Genomic DNA, 18,710 nt, shown 5'->3' on the forward strand with positions numbered 1-18,710 from the left:
CGGCATCGATCCCGGCCGGGTCCGATGGTGCTGCCGGTCGCGTCAAGGCTGCCGATTCCGTCCGGGCTGCCGGGTCGGTGCGGCCCGCGCGGCGGGCGCCGAGCGGGAGCAGGTGGCCGACGAGGCGCCGCCGGTGTCCCGATTGCCGGGTCCGGGGCGTTCGACCCGGGCCGGCGGGGAGTCCGGGCGCTCGCGGTCGTCGCCGTCCTGGTGGTGCTCGGCGCGGGCGTCTGGGCCTGGCGGTCGCGGCCACAGGTGGAGCCGGTCGTCGCCGTGACGGGCACCGTCGCGCCGCCGGGGCCGGCCGGCACGCCCGCCGACGAGCCGAGCGAGGCGCCCGCCGGTGAGCTGGTCGTCGCGGTCGCGGGGAAGGTCCGCCGGCCCGGCCTGGTGCGCCTGTCGATCGGGGCGCGGGTCGCCGACGCCATCGACGCCGCCGGGGGCGTCCTGCCGGGGGTGGACGTGGCGATGTTGAACCCGGCCCGCAAGGTCAGCGACGGCGAGCTGATCCTGGTCGGCGTACCGGCACCCACCCCGCCGGCGGGAGTTCCGCCCGCCGGCGGCCCGGCAGCGAACGGCGCGCTCGGCATCGGCGGGCGGATCAACCTGAACACCGCGACGCCGGCGCAGCTCGAAGCGCTGCCCGGAGTGGGACCGGTGCTCGCCCAGCGGATCATCGAGCACCGCGACCGGCACGGCGGCTTCCGGTCCGTCGGCGATCTGCGCCAGGTCAACGGCATTGGCGACGCACGGTATGAGCAGCTCAAGGACTTGGTGACGGTGTGACCGGCGGGCCATCCGAGTCAGCGCCGGCGCGGGCGGCCGACGGTGCCGGCCGGGTCGACGGTGCCGGCCGGGAGAGTCCGGCCGCCCCGGCCCTTCCGTGGGCCGGGGCGATCGCCGTTACCGCCGACGCGGCCGTCCCCGATCTCCGGCTGGCCGGACTGGCCGCGGCCGCCTGGCTCACCGCGCTGGCCGGGCTGCACCTCGACGCCCGGCGGGGATTGCTGGTGGCCGCGGTCGCGGCCGTCCTCGCCGGGCTGGGAGCAGCGCACCTGCTCGGGCTCGCCGGTCGTCCCGGCCCGGTCGTCCGGCGCTCCGGCTGGATCGTCGTGGCGGTGTTGATCGGCGTGGTCTGCGGCGGTGCGGCCACTTCGGCCCGGCTGGCCGTACGGGACGCGCAGCCACTCCAGGCGCTGATCGACGAGCGCGCCCGGGTCACCGCCGAACTGGTCGTGCGGGAAGACCCCAGGGCGGTACGCGGCGGCGTCGTGGGCCGTCCACCTGTCCTGCTCGTGCCGGCCAGGCTGGTGACCGTCACCGGCCCGGCGGGTCAGCGGGTCAGCGTGCCGGCACGCGTCCTGGTGCTCGCCGACGACCCGGCCTGGCGGGGCCTGCTGCCCGGGCAACGGCTCACGGCCGAGGGGCGCCTGGCCGAGCCGCGCGGTGGTGACCTCACCGGGGCGGTGCTCATGGCCGGCGGGCCGCCCGTCCGGCTCGGATCGTCGTCGGCCCTGCAACGGGCGGCCGGTCGGCTCCGGGCCGGCCTGCAGCGGGCGTGTGCCCCGTTGCCCGACGATCCGGGTGGCCTGCTGCCCGGCCTGGTCGTCGGGGACACCAGCCAACTGCCCGACGCGGTGGAGGACGACTTCCGCGCGACCGGGATGACACATCTCAACGCGGTGTCCGGTTCCAACGTCGCGATAGTCGTGGGGGCGGTGCTGCTGCTGGCCCGCTGGGCCCGCGCCGGCCCGGCCCTGGCCGCCGGGCTCTGCGGGCTGACCCTGGTGGGCTTCGTGATCCTGGTCCGGCCGTCGCCGAGCGTGGTGCGCGCGGCCACCATGGGCGCGGTCGGGCTCGCCGCGCTGGCCGCCGGCCGGCCGAGGGCGGCGGTTCCCGCGCTGGCCGCCGCCGTGGCGGTGCTGGTGCTGGTCGATCCCGAGCTGGCCGGGGATGCCGGCTTCGCGCTGTCCGTCCTGGCCACGGGCGGCCTGCTGCTGCTCGCCCCGGGCTGGCGGGACGGACTGCGCCGGCGGGGCGTACCGCCGGGGGCGGCCGAGGCGCTGGCGGTGCCGGCTGCCGCGCAACTCGCGTGCTCACCGGTGATCGCGGGCCTGACCGGCACGGTCAGCCTGGTCGCGGTGCCGGCCAACCTCCTCGCGGTGCCGGCGATCGCGCCGGCCACGGTGCTCGGCGTGGTGGCGGCGATCGTGTCGCCGGTCTGGCCGGCCGGCGCGGAGGCCGTTGCCTGGTTGGCGCACTGGCCGGCGTGGTGGCTGGTGCTGGTCGCCCGCTGCGGTGCCCGGCTGCCGGCGGGCAACCTGCCCTGGCCGGGCGGGGTTTCCGGGGCACTGCTGCTGGCGGCTCTGGCCGTCGCACTGCTGGTCGCCGCCCGGCGGCCGGTGGTGCGACGCCTGGTGGCGGTGTGCACGGTCGCGGTCATGGTCGGCACCCTGCCGGTGCGGGTGATCGCCCCCGGCTGGCCGCCGGCCGGCTGGGTGATCGCGGTCTGCGAGGTCGGTCAGGGCGACCTGGTGCTGCTGCCGGTGTCGGCCGGCCGGGCAGTGGTGGTCGACGCCGGCCCGGATCCTGCGGCGGCGGACGCCTGCCTGCGCCGGTTCGGTGTACGACAGGTGCCGCTGCTGGTGGTCAGCCACTTCCACGTCGACCACAGCGGAGGGACGGCCGGGATCTTCCGGGGACGGCGGGTGGATACCGTGTTGACCCCGCAGTGGCCGGAGCCGGCGGTCGGCCGGGAGCTCGTGCAGACCAATGCCGCCGCGCACGGCACCCCGTTGGTGGCCGCCGCGGCCGGGTGGCGATATCGGGCCGGAACGGTCGACCTGGTCCTCATCGGGCCCCCCTACCCGATGCGCGGAACCCGGTCGGATCCGAACAACAACTCCGTGGTGCTGCTCGTCACGGTCGCCGGGGTGCGGATCCTGCTGACCGGTGACGCCGAGACCGAGGAACAGCGGGCACTGCGGGAGCGACTGCCGTCACCGGCGCTTCGGGCCGACGTGCTCAAGGTCGCCCACCACGGCAGCGCGTACCAGGATCCGGCCTTTCTGGACGCGGTCCGCCCGGCGGTCGCCCTGGTGCCGGTCGGCGCGGGCAACACCTACGGACACCCCAACGGGGCGGTGCTGGCCCGACTGGCCAGGGGCGGGGCGCGCGTGCTGCGCACCGACACCGACGGGGACGTGGCGGTGGTCCGGGCGCCGGACGGGCTCGCAGTGGCGACGGGCGGCGCCGACCAGGGCCTGCGTACGCCATGAGTCGGCTCCGGTTCGCACCGAAAGTGGAGAATAAGTTGAATGTCTGGATTTGCGCTGAGTGCGGGGGCTGGCGGCGCAGTACCGACGAGCAGGCTGGACCAGACAGCCGAGCATGCGAATATGGGCGGCGTGACCGCCGCCAGCGCCGCTCCTATTGTGCTCGTCCTCGGCGACGAGGAGTTGCTCGCCACGCGTGCGGTGACCGAAACCATCGCCGCAGCCCGGGCCGCCGAGCCGGGTGTCGACGTGCGCGAGTACCAGGCCGGCCAGCTCACCGTCGGCGAGATCGACGAGATGCTCAGCCCGTCGCTGTTCGGCGGTCGCCGGGTGCTGGTGCTCCGGTCCGGTCAGGACGCCCGCAAGGACCTGGTCACCGCCCTTCTGGCGTACGCGCGACACCCCGACCCGGACGTGCAGCTCGTCGTCGCGCACCTCGGCGGGGCGAAGGGCAAGGCGTTCGCCGACGGGCTGAGGTCGGCCGGTGCCGAGGTCGTGCCGGCCGCCAGGCTCAAGGGGCATCGCGAGCGGGTGGCCTTCGTCCGCGGCGAGATCCGCCGAGCCGGCGGGCGATGCACCGACGACGCCGCCGAGGCCCTGATCGCGGCGGTCGGCAACGACCTGCGCGAGCTCGCGGCGGCCTGCTCCCAGCTGATGGCCGACACCGACGGCCGGATCGGCGTCGACACCGTCGCCCGTTACTACCGGGGCCGGGTTGAGGTGAGCGGCTTCACCGTCGCCGACGCCACGATGGTCGGCGACGTGCCGGCGGCACTGGAGGCGCTGCGCTGGGCACTGCACGTCGGCGTTGACCCGGTGCCGATCGCCGACGCCCTCGCCGACGGGATCCGTACGGTCGCCCGGGTCGCCTCGGCCGGGCGGGGCAACCCGTACCAACTCGCCAGCAGCCTGGGCATGCCGCCGTGGAAGGTCGAACGGGCCCAACGACAGGCCCGTGGCTGGACGCCCGACGGGCTGGTCCGGGCCATGCGGGCGGCGGCCCAGTGCAACGCGGCGGTCAAGGGCGGCTCCGACGACCGGGCGTACGCACTGGAGAAGGCGGTCTTCTCGGTCGCCGCCGCGCGGCAGGGCGTCGCCAGGTGAGCAGAGCCGTTCGTGGCTCGTGGGCCACGATCCCGGCCGACGAGGAGCGGCACCGGCCGCTCTACGCCCGGGTGCTCGGGCTGCGGTTCGTCAATCCGGGTGGGGTGCTCTGTTTCGTCTTCTTCGAGGGGGCGATCGCGCTGGCGGCCCTGCTCGCGCTCGCCGAACTGGTGAGCTGGTGGGCGGTGCTGGTGCTGCCCGCGGCGGTGGCCGTCATGGTCAAGCTCAACGACGTGGTGGCCGCCGTGGTGGTCCGTTCCGCCGCCGCCGTGCCCGAGCAGGAACGTGACCGGTTCCGGCGGCAGGTGGAGCCGGTCGTCGGGCGGGCCCGGGTCGACTGGCTGCGGCACAGCGTGCCCGGTGCGGTGGTCCGTGGGGAGCCGGTGGCAGGCGAAAATCCCGGCACGGACGGGCCCGGCACGGGCGAGCCCGGTGCAAACGGCTCCGGTCCCGGGCCGAAGGCGGCGCGGCGGCAGGGCACTGCCGAGCCGGGATCCTGATCAAACCGGACTCAGACCGATTGGGCAGGCGCCGCAGGGGTGGCTCAGCGGGCTCAGGCTGCGGAGCCGAGTCGACCCGGACACGCCTCAGCTCGACGAGGGCTCTGCCGCACGTCGAGGGGACCGTCGGTATCGGCACGGCGGTGGACGTGTGGAAGCCCCGGGGGTGCGCCCCCGGGGCTTCCGTCAGGTCTGGGCCGCCGGCTCAGGAGGCAAGCGACGCGGCGCGCTTGGCGATCGCGGACTTGCGGTTCGCGGCCTGGTTGCCGTGGATGACGCCCTTGCTGGCCGCCTTGTCCAGCTTGCGCGAGGCATCCTGCATGAGGGCGGCGGCCTTCTCGGCGTCACCGGACTCAGCGGCCTCGTGGAACTTGCGGATGGCGGTCTTCAGCGACGACTTGACCGACTTGTTGCGCAGCCGGCGCTTCTCGTTCTGCCGGTTGCGCTTGATCTGGGACTTGATGTTCGCCACGCGACAGCCTCGTCTTGATAGCTCGGGTTGGTCAGCTTGTGCGCGCGACGAGCATGCGTCATCGCTGCGCGAAGGGCCAGGCTACCAGGTCGGTCCGGGCCCGGCCAAAACGGCACCGGAACGGCGCCGCGTCACCCCACGCCGCAAACGCCCGTGTGCAGGTCGGCCGTCGATCGTGCTCGATCGGGGGTCGAGTGCGATCACCGTTGGGTCAGACCGGCGTCGGCAGCGGTCAGACCGGCGTCCGGCAGCGGCCAGGCCGCCGGCAGCGGTCAGGTCCAGCCCTGGCGGCGGGCCAGCCAGCCCAGTGCCTGCTCGCCGGTCCACCGCTGGTGTGCCGGCAGGTGTGTCGACGCGGTTGGTGGCGCCGACGCGGCCGCGGTGAGGTGGTACCCGGCCAGCGCGGCCAGGGTGACGTCGAGCGCGTCGTCGGGCGCGCCGGCGGCGGCCGGGTGCGCGGCGAAGAGCGGATCGACGTCCAGCCCGCCGGCGTACCCGGTGATCAGGAGCCCGGCCAGGTCGAACCAGGCCGGCCCGTGACACAGCCAGGGCCAGTCGCAGAACCAGGCGGCACCGGCGCGGTCGATCAGCACGTTGTCCACCCGCAGGTCACCGTGGGTCAGCCCGGTGGCGCCGGCCGCGTACCCGGGCAACCTCGACTCCAGCGTGACCAGTTCGGCCAGCCGTCCCCGGGCGGCGGGCACTGGCGGCAGTGGTTCCCGGCCGGCGGCGACCTCGCCCCACCAGAGGATGTCGTCGCGGGCGAGGTCGGCCAACCGGGGCAGCCCGAGGGCGGCCAGCTCGGCGGGCGGGCCGGCGAGCGCCGCGGCGACGTCGGCGAAGCCGCTGAGGGTGGCGGTCAGCTCGCTCGGGTCCCAGGGCAACCGGGGGGTGTGGCCGTCGACCGGGTCGAGGCAGAGCGCGTACCAGCCCGCCTGCCACAGCGTCCACCGCAGGCGCGGCACCGGCAGCCCGGCGGGCAGCCGGGCGAGCACGGCCGCCTCCCGGGCGTACCAGTCGACCAGGTGCGGCTGCTCGGCGTGCGCCGCGGCCTTGACGAACGCGCTACCTCCGTCGACGGTGCGCAGCACCGCGGCGAACCCGCGGGTGAACCCGGCACCGGCGACGCGGGCCTCGACCACCGGGGCGCCCAGTCGCCCCGCCACCGCGGCCCGTACCTGCGCGGGCAGCGCCTCCCACCCGGGTCGCTGGGCCGTGCGGTGGTAGGCCGGGGGCGGCGGGGACGGAGTGTTCACCCGACCATGCTGCCCCGGTGCCGTACCGTCCGGCGAGACGTGGCGTGGAGTCAGGTGCCGCCGGGCGGCGTCTGCCAGACTGCCAGGCCATGAGGACCGAGGACTTCTGGCAGTTGGTCGACCGCGCCCGCACCGGTGGGGCGGAACCGGCCGCCATCGCCGCCCGGGCCGTGGCGCTGCTCGCCGCCCGGGCTCCCGAGGAGATCGTCGGGTATGCCCACCACCAGCAGCGGGTCCTCGCCGCGTCGTACCGGGTCGACCTCTGGGGCGCCGCGTACCTGATCAACGGGGGTGCCTCCGACGACGGCTTCGAGTCCTTCCGTGGTTGGCTGATGACCCAGGGGCGGGAGGTCTTCGCCCGCGCCGTCGCCGAGCCGGACTCGCTGGCCGACCTGCCGCAGGTCCGGGCCGCCTCGCTCAGTGGTGCGGAGTTCGAGTGTGCGGACATGCTCGCCGTGCCGTGGGACGCGTACCGCAAGGCGACCGCGACCGACCTCCCGGCGGACCGCGGTGCGGCGCGCGAGCCGGACCTGAACGAATTCTGGGACTTCGACGACCCCGACGAGGCCCGGCGCCGGCTGCCCCGGCTCGCCACCCTCTTCGTCGAGCCACCTCAGGAGTGAGCGGGCGGGGTTCGCCCGCGCGGCGGCTGCCCGCCGGGGACGTGGGAGCATAGAGGGGGGGCTGGCGGGTGCCGGCCCGCTCACGTCAGCCGACCAGAACGGACCGCTGTGCCACCGACGCTCGATCCCGGCGCGAACGCTCCTGGTGCCACCGACCCGGCGCGGATCAGGAACTTCTGCATCATCGCCCACATCGACCACGGAAAGTCGACCCTGGCCGACCGGATGTTGCAGCTCACCGGCGTGGTCGACCCCCGGCAGATGCGTGCCCAGTACCTCGACCGGATGGACATCGAGCGCGAGCGCGGCATCACCATCAAGAGCCAGGCCGTCCGGATGCCGTGGACCATCGCCGACGGTGAGCGGGCCGGCGAGCAGGCCGTGCTCAACATGATCGACACCCCGGGTCACGTCGACTTCACCTACGAGGTGTCCCGGTCACTGGCCGCCTGCGAGGGCGCGATCCTGCTTGTCGACGCCGCGCAGGGCATCGAGGCGCAGACGCTGGCGAACCTCTACCTGGCGCTCGAGAACGACCTGCGCATCATCCCGGTGCTCAACAAGATCGACCTGCCGGCCGCGCAGCCCGAGAAGTACGCCGAGGAACTGGCCCACCTGATCGGCGGCGACCCGGCGGACTGCATCAGGGTCTCCGGCAAGACCGGCGAGGGGGTGCCGTACCTGCTCGACGAGATCGTCCGGCAGTTCGTTCCGCCGGTCGGTGACGCCGACGCCCCGGCCCGCGCGATGATCTTCGACTCGGTGTACGACGTCTACCGGGGCGTGGTCACCTACGTCCGGGTCATCGACGGGCGGATCAGTGCCCGGGACCGGATCAAGATGATGTCCACCGCCGCGGTCCACGAACTGCTGGAGATCGGGGTGATCTCCCCGGAGATGGTCAAGGCCGACGCGCTCGGCGTCGGCGAGGTCGGTTACCTGATCACCGGCGTGAAGGACGTCCGCCAGTCCCGGGTGGGTGACACGATCACCATCAACTCCCGGCCGGCAAAGGCGGCCCTGGGCGGCTACAAGGACCCGAAGCCGATGGTGTACTCCGGGCTCTACCCGATCGACGGCTCGGACTATCCGAACCTCCGCGAGGCGCTGGACAAGCTCAAGCTCAACGACGCCGCGCTCGACTACGAGCCGGAGACCTCCGGTGCGCTCGGCTTCGGCTTCCGCTGCGGCTTCCTCGGCCTGCTGCACATGGAGATCATCCGAGAGCGGCTGGAGCGCGAGTACAACCTCGACCTGATCTCCACCGCCCCGAACGTGGTCTACCGGGCCATCACCGAGGACGGCCAGGAGCTGGTGGTCACCAACCCCAGCGAGTACCCCACCGGCAAGATCGCCGAGGTGTACGAGCCGGTCGTCCGCGCCACCGTGCTCACCCCGAACGACTACGTCGGTGCGGTGATGGAGCTGTGCCAGGGCCGCCGGGGCAGCCTGCTCGGCATGGACTACCTCTCCGCCGACCGGGTGGAGTTGCGGTACACACTGCCCCTCGCAGAGATCATCTTCGACTTCTTCGACCAGTTGAAGAGCCGGACCAAGGGCTACGCCTCGCTGGACTACGAACCCTCCGACGAGCAGGCGTCCGAGTTGGTGAAGGTCGACATCCTGCTGCACGGCGAACCGGTGGACGCGTTCAGCGCCATCGTGCACAAGGACAAGGCGTACGCCTACGGCACCACGATCGCCGCCAAGCTGCGCAACCTGATCCCGCGCCAGCAGTTCGAGGTGCCGATCCAGGCCGCCATCGGCAGCCGGGTCATCGCCCGGGAGACGATCCGGGCGATCCGCAAGGACGTGCTCGCCAAGTGCTACGGCGGTGACATCAGCCGTAAGCGCAAGCTGCTGGAGAAGCAGAAGGAGGGCAAGAAGCGGATGAAGATGGTGGGCCGGGTGGAGGTCCCGCAGGAGGCCTTCATCGCCGCGCTCTCCTCCGACTCCGGCGACGGCAAGGCGTCCGGGAAGAAGTGACCGCCGGCCCGATCGCGTCGTCTCGCGTTCGCCGCGATCTGTCGTGACCATCGTGGACTCTTCCGCCAGAAAGGGCGGTTTGGGATCTTCGCGGGTCGGGCATTAGGCGGTTCACGACAGGAACGCCACACGACGTGGAACGTCTTTTGTGAAGGAGTGCGATCATGGAGTTCACCGTCTGGGGCATCATCACCGCGCTGATCGTCGGTCTGATCATCGGCGCGTTGGGCCGACTGGTGGTGCCGGGCCGGCAGCCCATGCCGATCTGGCTGCACATGCTCATCGGTGTCGGTGCCGCGCTGCTCGGCACGGTGATCGCCCGCGCGTCCGGCTTCGCCGAGACCGCCGGCCTCGACTGGCGGGAGCTGATGCTCCAGGTGCTGCTGGCCGCCGTGGCCGTCGCGCTGGTCGCCGGGGTGGGCAGCCGCCGCCGGGGAGTCACCCACCGGTAACAGTCGATCCGAAAGGCGCCCGACCATCGAGGTCGGGCGCCTTTCGTGCGGGTACGCCGTGGTGCGCGGGCGATGCCGGCGAACCCGCCGCGTGGCACCCGGACCGAGCTGCCGGAGACGGCCGGCGGGTGGGAGACCTTCCCTTCGCCGGCTCGCCCGGAGAGGGGTTAGGCTGTCGATCATGACGGGCAGGGTGGCATCGGTGAACGTCGGCATCGTGACCGAGGCGGAATGGGCGGGCGACGCGAGCGGTCGCAGCGGCATCGACAAGCGGCCCGTCGACGTGCCGGTGCTCTTCCACCCCGACGGGGTCACCGGCGACTTCATCGGCGAGCGGGCCCACCACGGTGGCCCCGACAAGGCGGTGTACGCCTACGCCGAGGAGGACGCCGCGTGGTGGGCGGCCGAACTCGGCCGCACCATCCGTCCCGGTGGCTTCGGCGAGAACCTCACCACGTACGCGGTGGACGTGACCGGCGCCGTGATCGGGGAACGGTGGTCCGTCGGCCAGGCGGTGCTCCAGGTGACGATGCCGCGCACACCGTGCACCACGTTCGCCGGTTTCTGGGGGGTACCGGATTTGATCAGGCGCTTCACCGTGCGGGCGGCGCCCGGGGCGTACCTGCGGGTGCTGCGGGAGGGCGACGTGGACGCCGGTGACCCGGTGGAGGTCGTGCACCGGCCGGCGCACGGTGTCACCGTCGGCGAGGTGTTCCGGGCGACCAGCCTGGAGCCGGCGCTGCTGCCCCGGCTGCTGGCGGCGGTGGACCTGCCGGAGCCGATCCGGGACCGGGCGCGCCGCCGGCTCGCCGGCCCGGCGAGCTGACGGCCCGGCGAGCTGACGGGTCGGCGCGTGCGGGTGTGCGGACGGGCCCCGGCCACAACGTCCAGCGTCCGTTGTGGCCTGGGCCCGTCCTGCCGCCGCGCGGGTCAGCGGAGCCAGGGGATGCTGCGGTCGAGCAGGCCGCGCTCCTTGAGCTCCTTGCGCAGCGGGATCTCGTCGTCGATGTAGCCGTCCCAGTTGATGCCCCAGTAGTTCGCCGTGTGGGTGCCCTCACCGAGAAGCTGGCGCTGCACCGGCGTGCGGTTGCGGTACCACTCGCCGTCCCTGTCGGGGTGCAGCTCGTCCAGCGGCCTGATCCACCGGTAGGTGTAGCCGACGAAGAGCATCTTGCGGGTGATGTCGGACAGGTTGGTCGACCGGGAGTGCCACTGGCGGCGGTCGAAGATGAAGGCATCGCCCGGGTTGGCGGTGATCTCGACGGTGCCCTCCGGATCCGGGTTGTGCACGCTGAGGTCCGCCGGCCGGGGCAGCGAGTTCCGCAGGTGGCTGCCGGGGATGACCTTGGTCGCGCCGCGGCCCTTCTCCGACAGGTCGGAGAGGACGTAGGCGACCTTCAGCGAGAACATCGGCCGCGGCAGGTTCGGGTCCATCGTCTCCGGGTCGGAGTTCTGCCGGTACCCGTCCTGGTGCCAACCCCAGTACGGCTTCTCCGGCTCCAGCGCCGGCGGGGTGACGTCGAGGTGGTTGTGGTGGGTGTAGATGTTCCACCCGGCCAGGCCCCACATGTAGGGGAACGCGATCGGGTGGGTGAGCAGCTGGCCGAAGAGTTCGTCGCGCTCGAGGAAGCCGAGCAGGTGCAGGGTGCCGTCCTTGGTGGTGTTGCCCTTGGCCTTCTCCTCCTCGTACACCCGGTCGACCGCGGCCTCGAGCGCGGCCCGGTGTTCCTCGGTCAGGACGTTGCGCAGCAGGAGGAAGCCCTGCTCATGGAACTCCTTGCGGTCGACGTCACTGATCGGTTCATAGCCGGTCCGGTCGCCGTAGTCGAACGCCACGTCGTACCCCTCCCCAAGAGGTGAAACCATTTCTGGGCACAGGCCGCCGATCGTAACGCGCGCACGCGCGTCCTGCGGGGTGCCCTGGGGTGATCCCACCGGGATGGCCACCGGTGGCGGTGGCATGACTACTGCGAGCTGTGTAGGGCGAGTCTGCTGGGGGGATATAAGGTGAAAAGTCGGATTGTGCGGTGACTGCCGGTAGGGAGATCGGGGTCGTTACGCGTCCGCGAAGACCTCGGCGACGACCTCCGCGGCCCCCGTGGAGCCTTCGTCGACCCGGCTCCACGAGCCACCCCGGTTGGTCCACTCCAGGTCACCGAAGCGGACGCGCCTGACCCCGTGATCGTTGGCGTGCGAGACCAGCCAGTGCGCGTACCGCCAGCCCGCGCGCTCGTCCGTCGCCGCGACCGTGAGGCCGGTCAGGCTCGCCGCCGTGGCCGCCGAGGTGAGCCCCCAGTCGAGGGCGAGACCCCGGGTCAGCGCCGTGGCGGCGGCCTGGCCGCGCATCGCCGGATCCCCGCCGAAGGTGCAGACCACCGCCCCGGTGGCGTGACCGAGCAGGGCGCGGGTCAGCACCTCCGACTCGTCGGCCCACTTCTCGTACGCCTCCGGGAAGGCCGAGCGCTGCACCTTCTGCGCGGCGTCCGTGACCCGCATGTCCTGCCAGCCGCGCACCTTCTTCAGGGCGACGTAGAACCGGTCGGCAGCGTACCGGGGGTCACGGATCTCGGTCGGGGTGCCCCAACCCTGGCTCGGCCGCTGCTGGAACAACCCCACCGAGTCGCGGTCGCCGCCGGCCAGGTTGCGCAGCCCGGACTCCTGGTACGCGGTGGCCAGCGCCACCACCACGGCCCGGTCGGGCAGCTCGTGCTGGATGCCGATGGCCGCGATCGTGGCCGCGTTGGCCATCTGGTGCGAATCCAGGGCGACCTTCCCGTCGGCCCGCACCGTGCAGCTCCGGCTGGTCAACGGCAGCCGGAGCCGCTCGCCGACCTGCCGCATCCCGAGGATGATCCCGATCGCGGCGATCAGCACGAGAACCACGAAACCGGCCACGACTGTCCGAGCCCGCACCCACACCTCCCGTACGACGTCCGCCAAGGGTACGTCCCCCATCGGCCCGTCCGGGTCGTCCGACCGGTTACGCCGGCCGCGGCCCCGCACGCTGCGGAGATTCCCCGCCGCGGCCGGGCCTCACCTGTCGAGTTCCGCCACCCAGCGCGGCGACCGCCTCTCCCGGAACGCGGTCACCCCCTCGACCCCGTCCGCGGACAGGAAGTAGCCGGTGGAGAGGGCGGCCAGCTCCGCCAGCTCGGCCGGCAGGTCGGCGCCGGGCCGGCGGCGCAGCAACCGCTTCGCGCCGGCCAGCGCCGCCGGGGCGCCGCGCACCAGCGAATCGAGGTACCGCGCCACCGCGGCGTCCAGGTCACCGGCCGGCACCGCGGCGGTGACCAGGCCGATCTCGGCCGCCCGCCGCCCGTCGAAGGTGTCGCCGGTGAGGTACAGCTCGGCCGAGGCCCGGTGATGCAGCCGGGGCAGCACCGTCGCGGAGATCACCGCCGGGATCACCCCGATCCGCACCTCGGTGAAGGCGAACGTGGCCTCGGCCGCGCAGACCGCCAGGTCGGCGGCCGCGATCAGACCCAGCCCGCCGGCCCGGGCCGGGCCGGCGACCTTCGCGAGCACCGGTTTCGGGCACTCCCAGACGGCCGCGAGCACGTCGCCCAGCATCCCGGCGGGCACCGTCCCGCTGGCGTACGCCGCCGCCGTCTCCTTCAGGTCCGCCCCCGAACAGAAGACCGGGCCGGTGTGGTCCAGCACGATCACCCGGACGGTGTCGTCGGCGACCGCGGCGTCCAGCGCGGCGAGCAGTTCGGTCATCAGCGGCGTGGAGAGCGCGTTGCGGTTGTGCGGGCTGTCCAGGGTGAGGGTGGTCACCCCACGGGCCGTGGCGACCCGCACGAACACGTCGGGAGAGGTCATGTGAGGGCACACTAGTGGCCATGCCCGGCGTCCTTCCAGCAGGCGAACCCGTCCCCGCCGACGGGTCGCTGCCCGCCTGCGCCCGCGAGTCCGTCGGTGCGCGCGGCTTCGGGGTGTACGTGCACGTCCCGTTCTGCGCCAGCCGCTGCGGCTACTGCGACTTCAACACGTATACGGCGGACGAGCTGGGCGGCGGAGCGAGCCGGGACGGTTACGCCGACACCGTGCTGGCCGAACTGGCGCTCGCCGCCCGGGTGCTGGGTGATGCCCCGCCGCCCCGGGTGGACACCGTCTTCGTCGGCGGCGGCACGCCCACCCTGCTGCCCGCCGACGACCTGGCCCGGATCCTCGACGCGATCGACCGGACCTGGGGGCTGGCCGCCGACGCGGAGGTGACCACCGAGGCCAACCCGGAGTCGGTGACGCCCGCGTCGCTGAAGGAACTGCGGGCGGCCGGATACACCCGGATCTCGCTGGGCATGCAGTCGGCCGCGCCCGGGGTGCTCGCCGTCCTCGACCGCCGGCACAGCGCGGGCCGGGCCACCGCCGCCGCACTGGAGGCCCGCGACGCCGGGTTCGACCACGTCAACCTCGACCTGATCTACGGCACGCCGGGGGAGCGGGCCGAGGACTTCGCCGCCTCGCTGGACCAGGTCGTGGCGGCGGGGGTGGACCACGTCAGCGCGTACGCCCTGATCGTCGAGGACGGCACCCGGCTGGCCGCCCGGATGCGGCGCGGCGAGTTGCCGTACCCCGACGAGGACGTGGCCGCGGACCGTTACCTGGCCGCTGAGGCCGCCCTCGACGCGGCCGGTTTCTCCTGGTACGAGGTCTCCAACTGGGCCCGTACGCCGGCCGCCCGGTGCCGGCACAACCTGCTCTACTGGACCGGCGGGGACTGGTGGGGCCTCGGGCCGGGGGCGCACAGCCACGTCGGCGGCGTGCGCTGGTGGAACGTCAAGCACCCCGCCGGGTACGCGCAACGCCTCGCCGCCGGAGGGTCACCCGGGCTGGCCCGGGAGGTGCTCACCGGCGACGAGGCGCACATGGAGGACGTCATGCTCCGGCTGCGGCTGGCCACCGGGCTGCCGCTGGACGTCCTGGGCGACGCCGGTCGGGCGGCCGCGGCGCGGGCGGCGGTGCGGGGCCTGCTCGACGAGCCCGCCCACGCCGCCGGCCGCGCCGTGCTCACCCTGCGCGGCCGGCTGCTCGCCGACGCCGTGGTGCGGGATCTGCTGCCCTGACCGTCAGCGCTTCACGAAGGCGGTCAGCGCTTCACGAAGGCGTAGGTCATCGGGTACTGGTAGAGCACGCCGTCGTTGGCCTTGACCCCGCCGATGATGCCGAAGATCACCGGCACGATCGCGACGATGAACGGGACGAAGAACAGCAGGCCGCAGGTGATCGTGGCGAGCACCCAGCTCAGCACGCCGGCGACGGCCCAGGTGAGCTGGAAGTTCAGGGCGGCCACCGAGTGCGCGCGGGCGACGGGGGACTGCTGCCCCCGGGTCATCATCGCGATCAGCGGCGCCACCCAGCCGAACAGGCCGCCACCGACGATCACGCCCAGCGGGCCGCCGAAGTGGGCGATCAGGACCCAGGTCTTGTCCTCGTTGCTGGCGTAGCCGCCACCCGGGGCGCCGTAGCCGCCGGTCGGGTAGCCGACACCGGGCGCGCCGCCCGGCGGCGGGTAGCCACCGGGCGGTGGGTAGCCACCGGGTGGGGGATACCCGGCCGGCGGCGGCTGGTCGCCGCCGGGCGGCGGATAGCCCCCGGGCGGGGGATACCCGGCCTGGCCGGGCGACCCGGAAAGTGGAGTCGTGGGTTCGTCGCCGGAGTCTGGGGGGCGAGGTGGTTCAGTCATGGAGGTCACGGTAGGTGCCATCGGCAACGGTGCACCATAGCGACACCGGCGAGTGTCAACCCACCGATCGGTTTGCGTACGGACCGATGTCTTGATCATCGCGCTGGCGGGGGCACCGACGTAGACTGGCACTCGCTACAGTCGAGTGCCAGAGTATTCCTCTGGTGGCCGTGCCGCTGACGGTTGACCTGCGACAGGAGGTGGGGAGGATGGGTCTGGACGAGCGCAAGCTCGCCGTGCTCCGGGCAATCGTCGAGGACTACGTCGCCACCCAGGAGCCGGTCGGCAGCAAGGCGCTGGTCGAGCGGCACCAACTCGGCGTCTCACCGGCCACCGTCCGCAACGACATGTCCGTGCTGGAGGAGGAGGGCTACATCCGCCAGCCGCACACCAGCGCCGGGCGGGTGCCCACCGACCGTGGCTACCGACTCTTCGTCGACCGGCTGAGCCGGGTCAAGCCGCTGAGCCCGGCCGAACGCCGGGCGATCGAGCGCTTCCTGGCCGGTGCCGTCGACCTCGACGATGTGGTGCATCGCACTGTGCGGCTGCTGGCGCAGCTGACCCGGCAGGTCGCCGTCGTGCAGTACCCGAGCCTGGCCCGTTCCCGGGTGCGTCACCTGGAGCTGGTGCCGATCTCCACCACCCGGCTGATGCTGGTGATGATCGCCGACACGGGCCGGGTCGAGCAGCGGCTGGTCGAGTTGCCCGCGCCGATCCTCGCCGACGACGTCATCGACCTGCGCCGCCTGGCGAACGACAAGCTGGTCGGTGCCCGCCTGTCGGACACCCCGCCGCTGGTGCAGTCACTCATCGACGAGTCCCTGCCGCACCTGCGTCCGGCCATGACGACGCTGTCCACGGTGCTGCTGGAGACGCTGGTCGAGCGGCACGAGGAGCGACTGGCGCTGGCCGGCACCGCCAACCTCACCCGGGGCGGCCTGCTCGACTTCCAGGGTTCGTTGCGCCCCATCCTCGAAGCGCTCGAAGAGGAGGTCGTCCTGCTCAAGCTCATCGGGGAGGTGGAGCCGAGCACGCTGCGGGTCCGCATCGGCGACGAGAACGAGATCGACAACCTGCGGGCGGCCTCCGTGGTCAGCACCGGGTACGGCCCGGGGGCGACCATCGTCGGGGGGATGGGCGTGCTGGGGCCGACCCGGATGGACTACCCCGGAACCATCGCCACGGTGAGGGCCGTGGCACGCTACGTGGGCGAGCTGCTGGCCCAGAACTGACCAGTCAGGGCCGACGGCAGGCTGCCGCCACCGACCGGCGTAACGCGAGACGAACACGAGGACACGGAACGCAGTGGCCAGGGACTACTACGGAATTCTCGGCGTGAGCCGGGGTGCCTCCGACGACGAGATCAAGCGCGCCTACCGCAAGTTGGCGCGGCAGTATCACCCGGACGTGAATCCGGATCCGGAGGCGCAGGAGAAGTTCAAGGAGATCAACGCCGCGTACGAGGTCCTCTCGGACGACCGGAAGCGGCAGATCGTCGACCTCGGCGGCGACCCGCTCGCGCCGGGCGGCGGGGTGCCGGCGGGCCGGGCGGGCCCGGCGGCGCGGGCCCCTTCGTCGGGTTCCAGGACATCATGGACGCGTTCTTCGGCGGCGCCACCGGTGCCGGGCGGGGTCCGCGGCCGCGGACCCGGCAGGGGGCCGACGCGATCCTGCGGCTGGAGCTGGACCTGCAGGAGACCGCCTTCGGCGTCGAGGCGCCGATCACGGTCGACACGGCGGTGCTCTGCACCACCTGCGCCGGCGCCGGCACCGCCGCCGGCACCCATCTGGCCACCTGCGAGGCGTGCGGTGGCCGGGGCGAGGTGCAGTCGGTGCAGCGGACGTTCCTCGGTCAGGTGGTCTCCGCCCGGCCGTGCGTGGCCTGCCAGGGCTACGGCACCACCATCCCGCACCCCTGCCCGACCTGCGCCGGTGACGGCCGGGTGCGGACCCGACGCTCGCTGACCGTCAAGATCCCCCCCGGGGTGGAGGACGGCATGCGCATCCGGCTGGCCCAGCAGGGCGAGGTCGGCCCGGGCGGCGGCACCGCCGGTGACCTCTACGTGGAGATCCACGAGCGCCCGCACGACGTCTTCTCCCGCAAGGGCGACGACCTGCACTGCCGGGTCACCGTGCCGATGACCGCCGCCGCGCTCGGCACCCGGCTGACCATCAAGACGCTGGACAGCGAGGAGCCGGTCGACGTCAAGTCGGGCACCCAGCCCGGCAGCACGCTGCGGCTACGGGCGCGCGGCGTACCGCACCTGCGCGGCGCCGGCCGGGGTGACCTCTACGTCCACCTGGACGTGCGGACCCCCACCAAGCTCGACGCCGACCAGGAGCGGATGCTGCGCGATTTCGCCAAGACCCGTGGCGAGGAGGTCGCCGAGCTGACCAAGCAGGGCGGCTTCTTCTCCCGGATGCGGGACGCCTTCAACGGCCACGCCTGACGTGTCCGCTCCGCTGTTCCTGGTCGAGTCGTTGCCGGCCACCGACTCGATGGTGCTCGACGGCCCCGAGGGCCACCACGCCGCCACCGTGCAGCGGCTGCGGGTCGGCGAGGAGTTGCTCCTCGCCGACGGCCGGGGCGGTACGGCCACCGCCGTGGTCACCGCCGCCGGCCGGGGCACCCTCGACCTCGACGTGGTCCGCCGCGGGTACGTCGACGCGGCGAACCCCCGGCTGGTGGTGGTGCAGGGCATCGCCAAGGGTGAGCGGGGCGAGCTGGCGGTGCAGGCGATGACCGAGGTTGGGGTGGACGAGATCGTCCCCTGGGCGGCGAGCCGCTCGGTGGTGCAGTGGCGCGGTGACCGGGGCGTCCGGGCCCGGGGCAGGTGGTGGCGACCGCCCGGGAGGCCGCGAAGCAGGCCCGTCGGGCGTGGCTGCCGGTGGTGGCGGGCGCTCCGGACGAGGCGACCGTGTCGGTGGCCCGCCGGATCGCCGGTGCCGCTGCCGGCTACGTCCTGCACGAGGAGGCGGCGGATCGGCTGACCACCGTCGAGCTGCCCGAACGCGGCGAGATCGTGCTGGTGGTCGGCCCCGAGGGCGGCATCACCGCCGCGGAGCTGTCGGCCTTCGAGGAGGCCGGCGCCCGACCGGTCCGCCTCGGGCCCTCGGTGCTGCGCACCTCCACCGCCGGTGTCGCGGCCCTGGCGCTGCTGGCCACCCGTCTGCTGCGCTGGTGACGTTCACACCGCGACCCGGACCCGGCGTGTCGCGCCGGCCGGCGGTCGCTCCTCGTGCCCTTTGCTCTGCTTCAACCGACGCAACGCCTGGTTGCTGGCGACACCGTTGCGTCCGGTGAAGCAGAGCAGCGGGTGCGTCCGGTGAAGCAGAGCAGGGGATTTCGTGCCGGG

The 18,710-nt window shown here is 73.3% G+C and carries 16 protein-coding genes and 2 pseudogenes; 12 read left to right on the plus strand and 6 right to left on the minus strand.

Annotated elements, in window-relative coordinates:
• Positions 1 to 24 precede the first annotated feature (24 nt).
• From KIF24_RS06245 to KIF24_RS06260, 4 genes are all read left to right on the plus strand, one after another.
• A complete protein-coding gene (locus KIF24_RS06245) occupies positions 25 to 786 on the plus strand; it encodes a ComEA family DNA-binding protein (RefSeq protein WP_221083227.1) in 762 nt (253 codons plus the stop codon).
• A gap of 110 nt (positions 787 to 896) precedes the next feature.
• Positions 897 to 3,278 (plus strand): ComEC/Rec2 family competence protein, encoded by a 2,382-nt coding sequence (locus KIF24_RS06250; RefSeq protein WP_221087206.1) that lies wholly within the window; start codon positions 897 to 899, stop codon positions 3,276 to 3,278.
• Positions 3,279 to 3,398: 120 nt separating this feature from the next.
• Complete coding sequence (gene holA, locus KIF24_RS06255; RefSeq protein WP_221083228.1) at positions 3,399 to 4,379, plus strand: DNA polymerase III subunit delta; 981 nt, start codon at positions 3,399 to 3,401, stop codon at positions 4,377 to 4,379.
• Entirely contained in the window at positions 4,376 to 4,879 is a 504-nt protein-coding gene (locus KIF24_RS06260) for a hypothetical protein (RefSeq protein ID WP_331461020.1), read from the plus strand. The genes holA and KIF24_RS06260 overlap by 4 nt, the downstream gene beginning before the upstream one ends.
• Positions 4,880 to 5,084: 205 nt before the next feature.
• Here the strand turns inward: KIF24_RS06260 and rpsT are convergent, their stop codons facing one another.
• On the minus strand, positions 5,085 to 5,351 hold the full coding sequence (rpsT, locus tag KIF24_RS06265; protein WP_221083229.1) for a 30S ribosomal protein S20: 267 nt from the start codon (positions 5,349 to 5,351) through the stop codon (positions 5,085 to 5,087).
• A 272-nt stretch (positions 5,352 to 5,623) separates the two neighbouring features.
• Positions 5,624 to 6,607 carry a phosphotransferase family protein gene (locus KIF24_RS06270; RefSeq protein ID WP_221083230.1) on the minus strand — a complete coding sequence of 328 codons (984 nt, stop codon included), beginning with the start codon at positions 6,605 to 6,607 and terminating at the stop codon, positions 5,624 to 5,626.
• 89 nt (positions 6,608 to 6,696) lie between these two features.
• Between KIF24_RS06270 and KIF24_RS06275 the strand changes: the two genes are divergently transcribed.
• From KIF24_RS06275 to KIF24_RS06290, 4 genes are all read left to right on the plus strand, one after another.
• A complete protein-coding gene (locus tag KIF24_RS06275; protein WP_221083231.1) occupies positions 6,697 to 7,230 on the plus strand; it encodes a DUF4240 domain-containing protein in 534 nt (177 codons plus the stop codon).
• Positions 7,231 to 7,338: 108 nt separating this feature from the next.
• A complete protein-coding gene (gene lepA, locus KIF24_RS06280; protein WP_221083232.1) occupies positions 7,339 to 9,216 on the plus strand; it encodes a translation elongation factor 4 in 1,878 nt (625 codons plus the stop codon).
• 164 nt (positions 9,217 to 9,380) lie between these two features.
• Positions 9,381 to 9,668: a GlsB/YeaQ/YmgE family stress response membrane protein gene (locus KIF24_RS06285; protein ID WP_221083233.1), complete on the plus strand. Its 288-nt coding sequence runs from the start codon at positions 9,381 to 9,383 to the stop codon at positions 9,666 to 9,668.
• A gap of 181 nt (positions 9,669 to 9,849) precedes the next feature.
• Positions 9,850 to 10,494, plus strand: coding sequence for an MOSC domain-containing protein (locus KIF24_RS06290; protein WP_221083234.1), 645 nt, complete (start codon positions 9,850 to 9,852; stop codon positions 10,492 to 10,494).
• A gap of 104 nt (positions 10,495 to 10,598) precedes the next feature.
• On the opposite strand, the gene KIF24_RS06295 is transcribed toward KIF24_RS06290, so the two are convergent.
• From KIF24_RS06295 to KIF24_RS06305, 3 genes are all read right to left on the minus strand, one after another.
• Positions 10,599 to 11,534: a phytanoyl-CoA dioxygenase family protein gene (locus KIF24_RS06295; protein WP_221083235.1), complete on the minus strand. Its 936-nt coding sequence runs from the start codon at positions 11,532 to 11,534 to the stop codon at positions 10,599 to 10,601.
• A gap of 189 nt (positions 11,535 to 11,723) precedes the next feature.
• Complete coding sequence (locus KIF24_RS06300; RefSeq protein ID WP_230415314.1) at positions 11,724 to 12,623, minus strand: hypothetical protein; 900 nt, start codon at positions 12,621 to 12,623, stop codon at positions 11,724 to 11,726.
• A gap of 78 nt (positions 12,624 to 12,701) precedes the next feature.
• Positions 12,702 to 13,490 (minus strand): enoyl-CoA hydratase-related protein, encoded by a 789-nt coding sequence (locus KIF24_RS06305; protein WP_221083236.1) that lies wholly within the window; start codon positions 13,488 to 13,490, stop codon positions 12,702 to 12,704.
• A gap of 20 nt (positions 13,491 to 13,510) precedes the next feature.
• Here KIF24_RS06305 and hemW point away from each other — a divergent pair, with 20 nt between their 5' ends.
• The gene (gene hemW, locus KIF24_RS06310) at positions 13,511 to 14,734 is read left to right on the plus strand and encodes a radical SAM family heme chaperone HemW (protein WP_221083237.1); all 1,224 of its coding nucleotides are present in this window, start codon (positions 13,511 to 13,513) and stop codon (positions 14,732 to 14,734) included.
• Between the two features lie 23 nt (positions 14,735 to 14,757).
• On the opposite strand, the gene KIF24_RS06315 is transcribed toward hemW, so the two are convergent.
• Complete coding sequence (locus tag KIF24_RS06315) at positions 14,758 to 15,354, minus strand: DUF4870 domain-containing protein (protein WP_221083238.1); 597 nt, start codon at positions 15,352 to 15,354, stop codon at positions 14,758 to 14,760.
• A gap of 209 nt (positions 15,355 to 15,563) precedes the next feature.
• On the opposite strand from KIF24_RS06315, the gene hrcA reads away from it, so the two are divergent.
• From hrcA to KIF24_RS06330, 3 genes and pseudogenes are all read left to right on the plus strand, one after another.
• Positions 15,564 to 16,586, plus strand: coding sequence for a heat-inducible transcriptional repressor HrcA (hrcA, locus tag KIF24_RS06320; protein WP_221083239.1), 1,023 nt, complete (start codon positions 15,564 to 15,566; stop codon positions 16,584 to 16,586).
• A 73-nt stretch (positions 16,587 to 16,659) separates the two neighbouring features.
• Positions 16,660 to 17,804: pseudogene (gene dnaJ / locus KIF24_RS06325) on the plus strand (molecular chaperone DnaJ).
• A gap of 1 nt (position 17,805) precedes the next feature.
• Positions 17,806 to 18,539, plus strand: a pseudogene (locus tag KIF24_RS06330) (16S rRNA (uracil(1498)-N(3))-methyltransferase).
• Positions 18,540 to 18,710: the final 171 nt, after the last annotated feature.

The organism is Micromonospora tarapacensis, from assembly GCF_019697375.1.
In the GTDB taxonomy this organism is placed as follows: Bacteria; Actinomycetota; Actinomycetes; order Mycobacteriales; family Micromonosporaceae; genus Micromonospora; species Micromonospora tarapacensis.

Excerpts from the sequence above, each read along its gene's own strand:
- KIF24_RS06275 (WP_221083231.1), top strand. The coding sequence starts at position 6,697 with ATGAGGACCGAGGACTTCTGGCAGTTGGTCGACCGCGCCCGCACCGGT.
- KIF24_RS06290 (WP_221083234.1), top strand. The coding sequence starts at position 9,850 with ATGACGGGCAGGGTGGCATCGGTGAACGTCGGCATCGTGACCGAGGCG.
- KIF24_RS06245 (WP_221083227.1), top strand. The coding sequence starts at position 25 with ATGGTGCTGCCGGTCGCGTCAAGGCTGCCGATTCCGTCCGGGCTGCCG.
- KIF24_RS06295 (WP_221083235.1), bottom strand. The coding sequence starts at position 11,534 with ATGGTTTCACCTCTTGGGGAGGGGTACGACGTGGCGTTCGACTACGGC.
- KIF24_RS06300 (WP_230415314.1), bottom strand. The coding sequence starts at position 12,623 with ATGGGGGACGTACCCTTGGCGGACGTCGTACGGGAGGTGTGGGTGCGG.
- hemW (WP_221083237.1), top strand. The coding sequence starts at position 13,511 with ATGCCCGGCGTCCTTCCAGCAGGCGAACCCGTCCCCGCCGACGGGTCG.
- KIF24_RS06305 (WP_221083236.1), bottom strand. The coding sequence starts at position 13,490 with ATGACCTCTCCCGACGTGTTCGTGCGGGTCGCCACGGCCCGTGGGGTG.
- holA (WP_221083228.1), top strand. The coding sequence starts at position 3,399 with ATGGGCGGCGTGACCGCCGCCAGCGCCGCTCCTATTGTGCTCGTCCTC.
- KIF24_RS06315 (WP_221083238.1), bottom strand. The coding sequence starts at position 15,354 with ATGACTGAACCACCTCGCCCCCCAGACTCCGGCGACGAACCCACGACT.
- hrcA (WP_221083239.1), top strand. The coding sequence starts at position 15,564 with ATGGGTCTGGACGAGCGCAAGCTCGCCGTGCTCCGGGCAATCGTCGAG.
- KIF24_RS06285 (WP_221083233.1), top strand. The coding sequence starts at position 9,381 with ATGGAGTTCACCGTCTGGGGCATCATCACCGCGCTGATCGTCGGTCTG.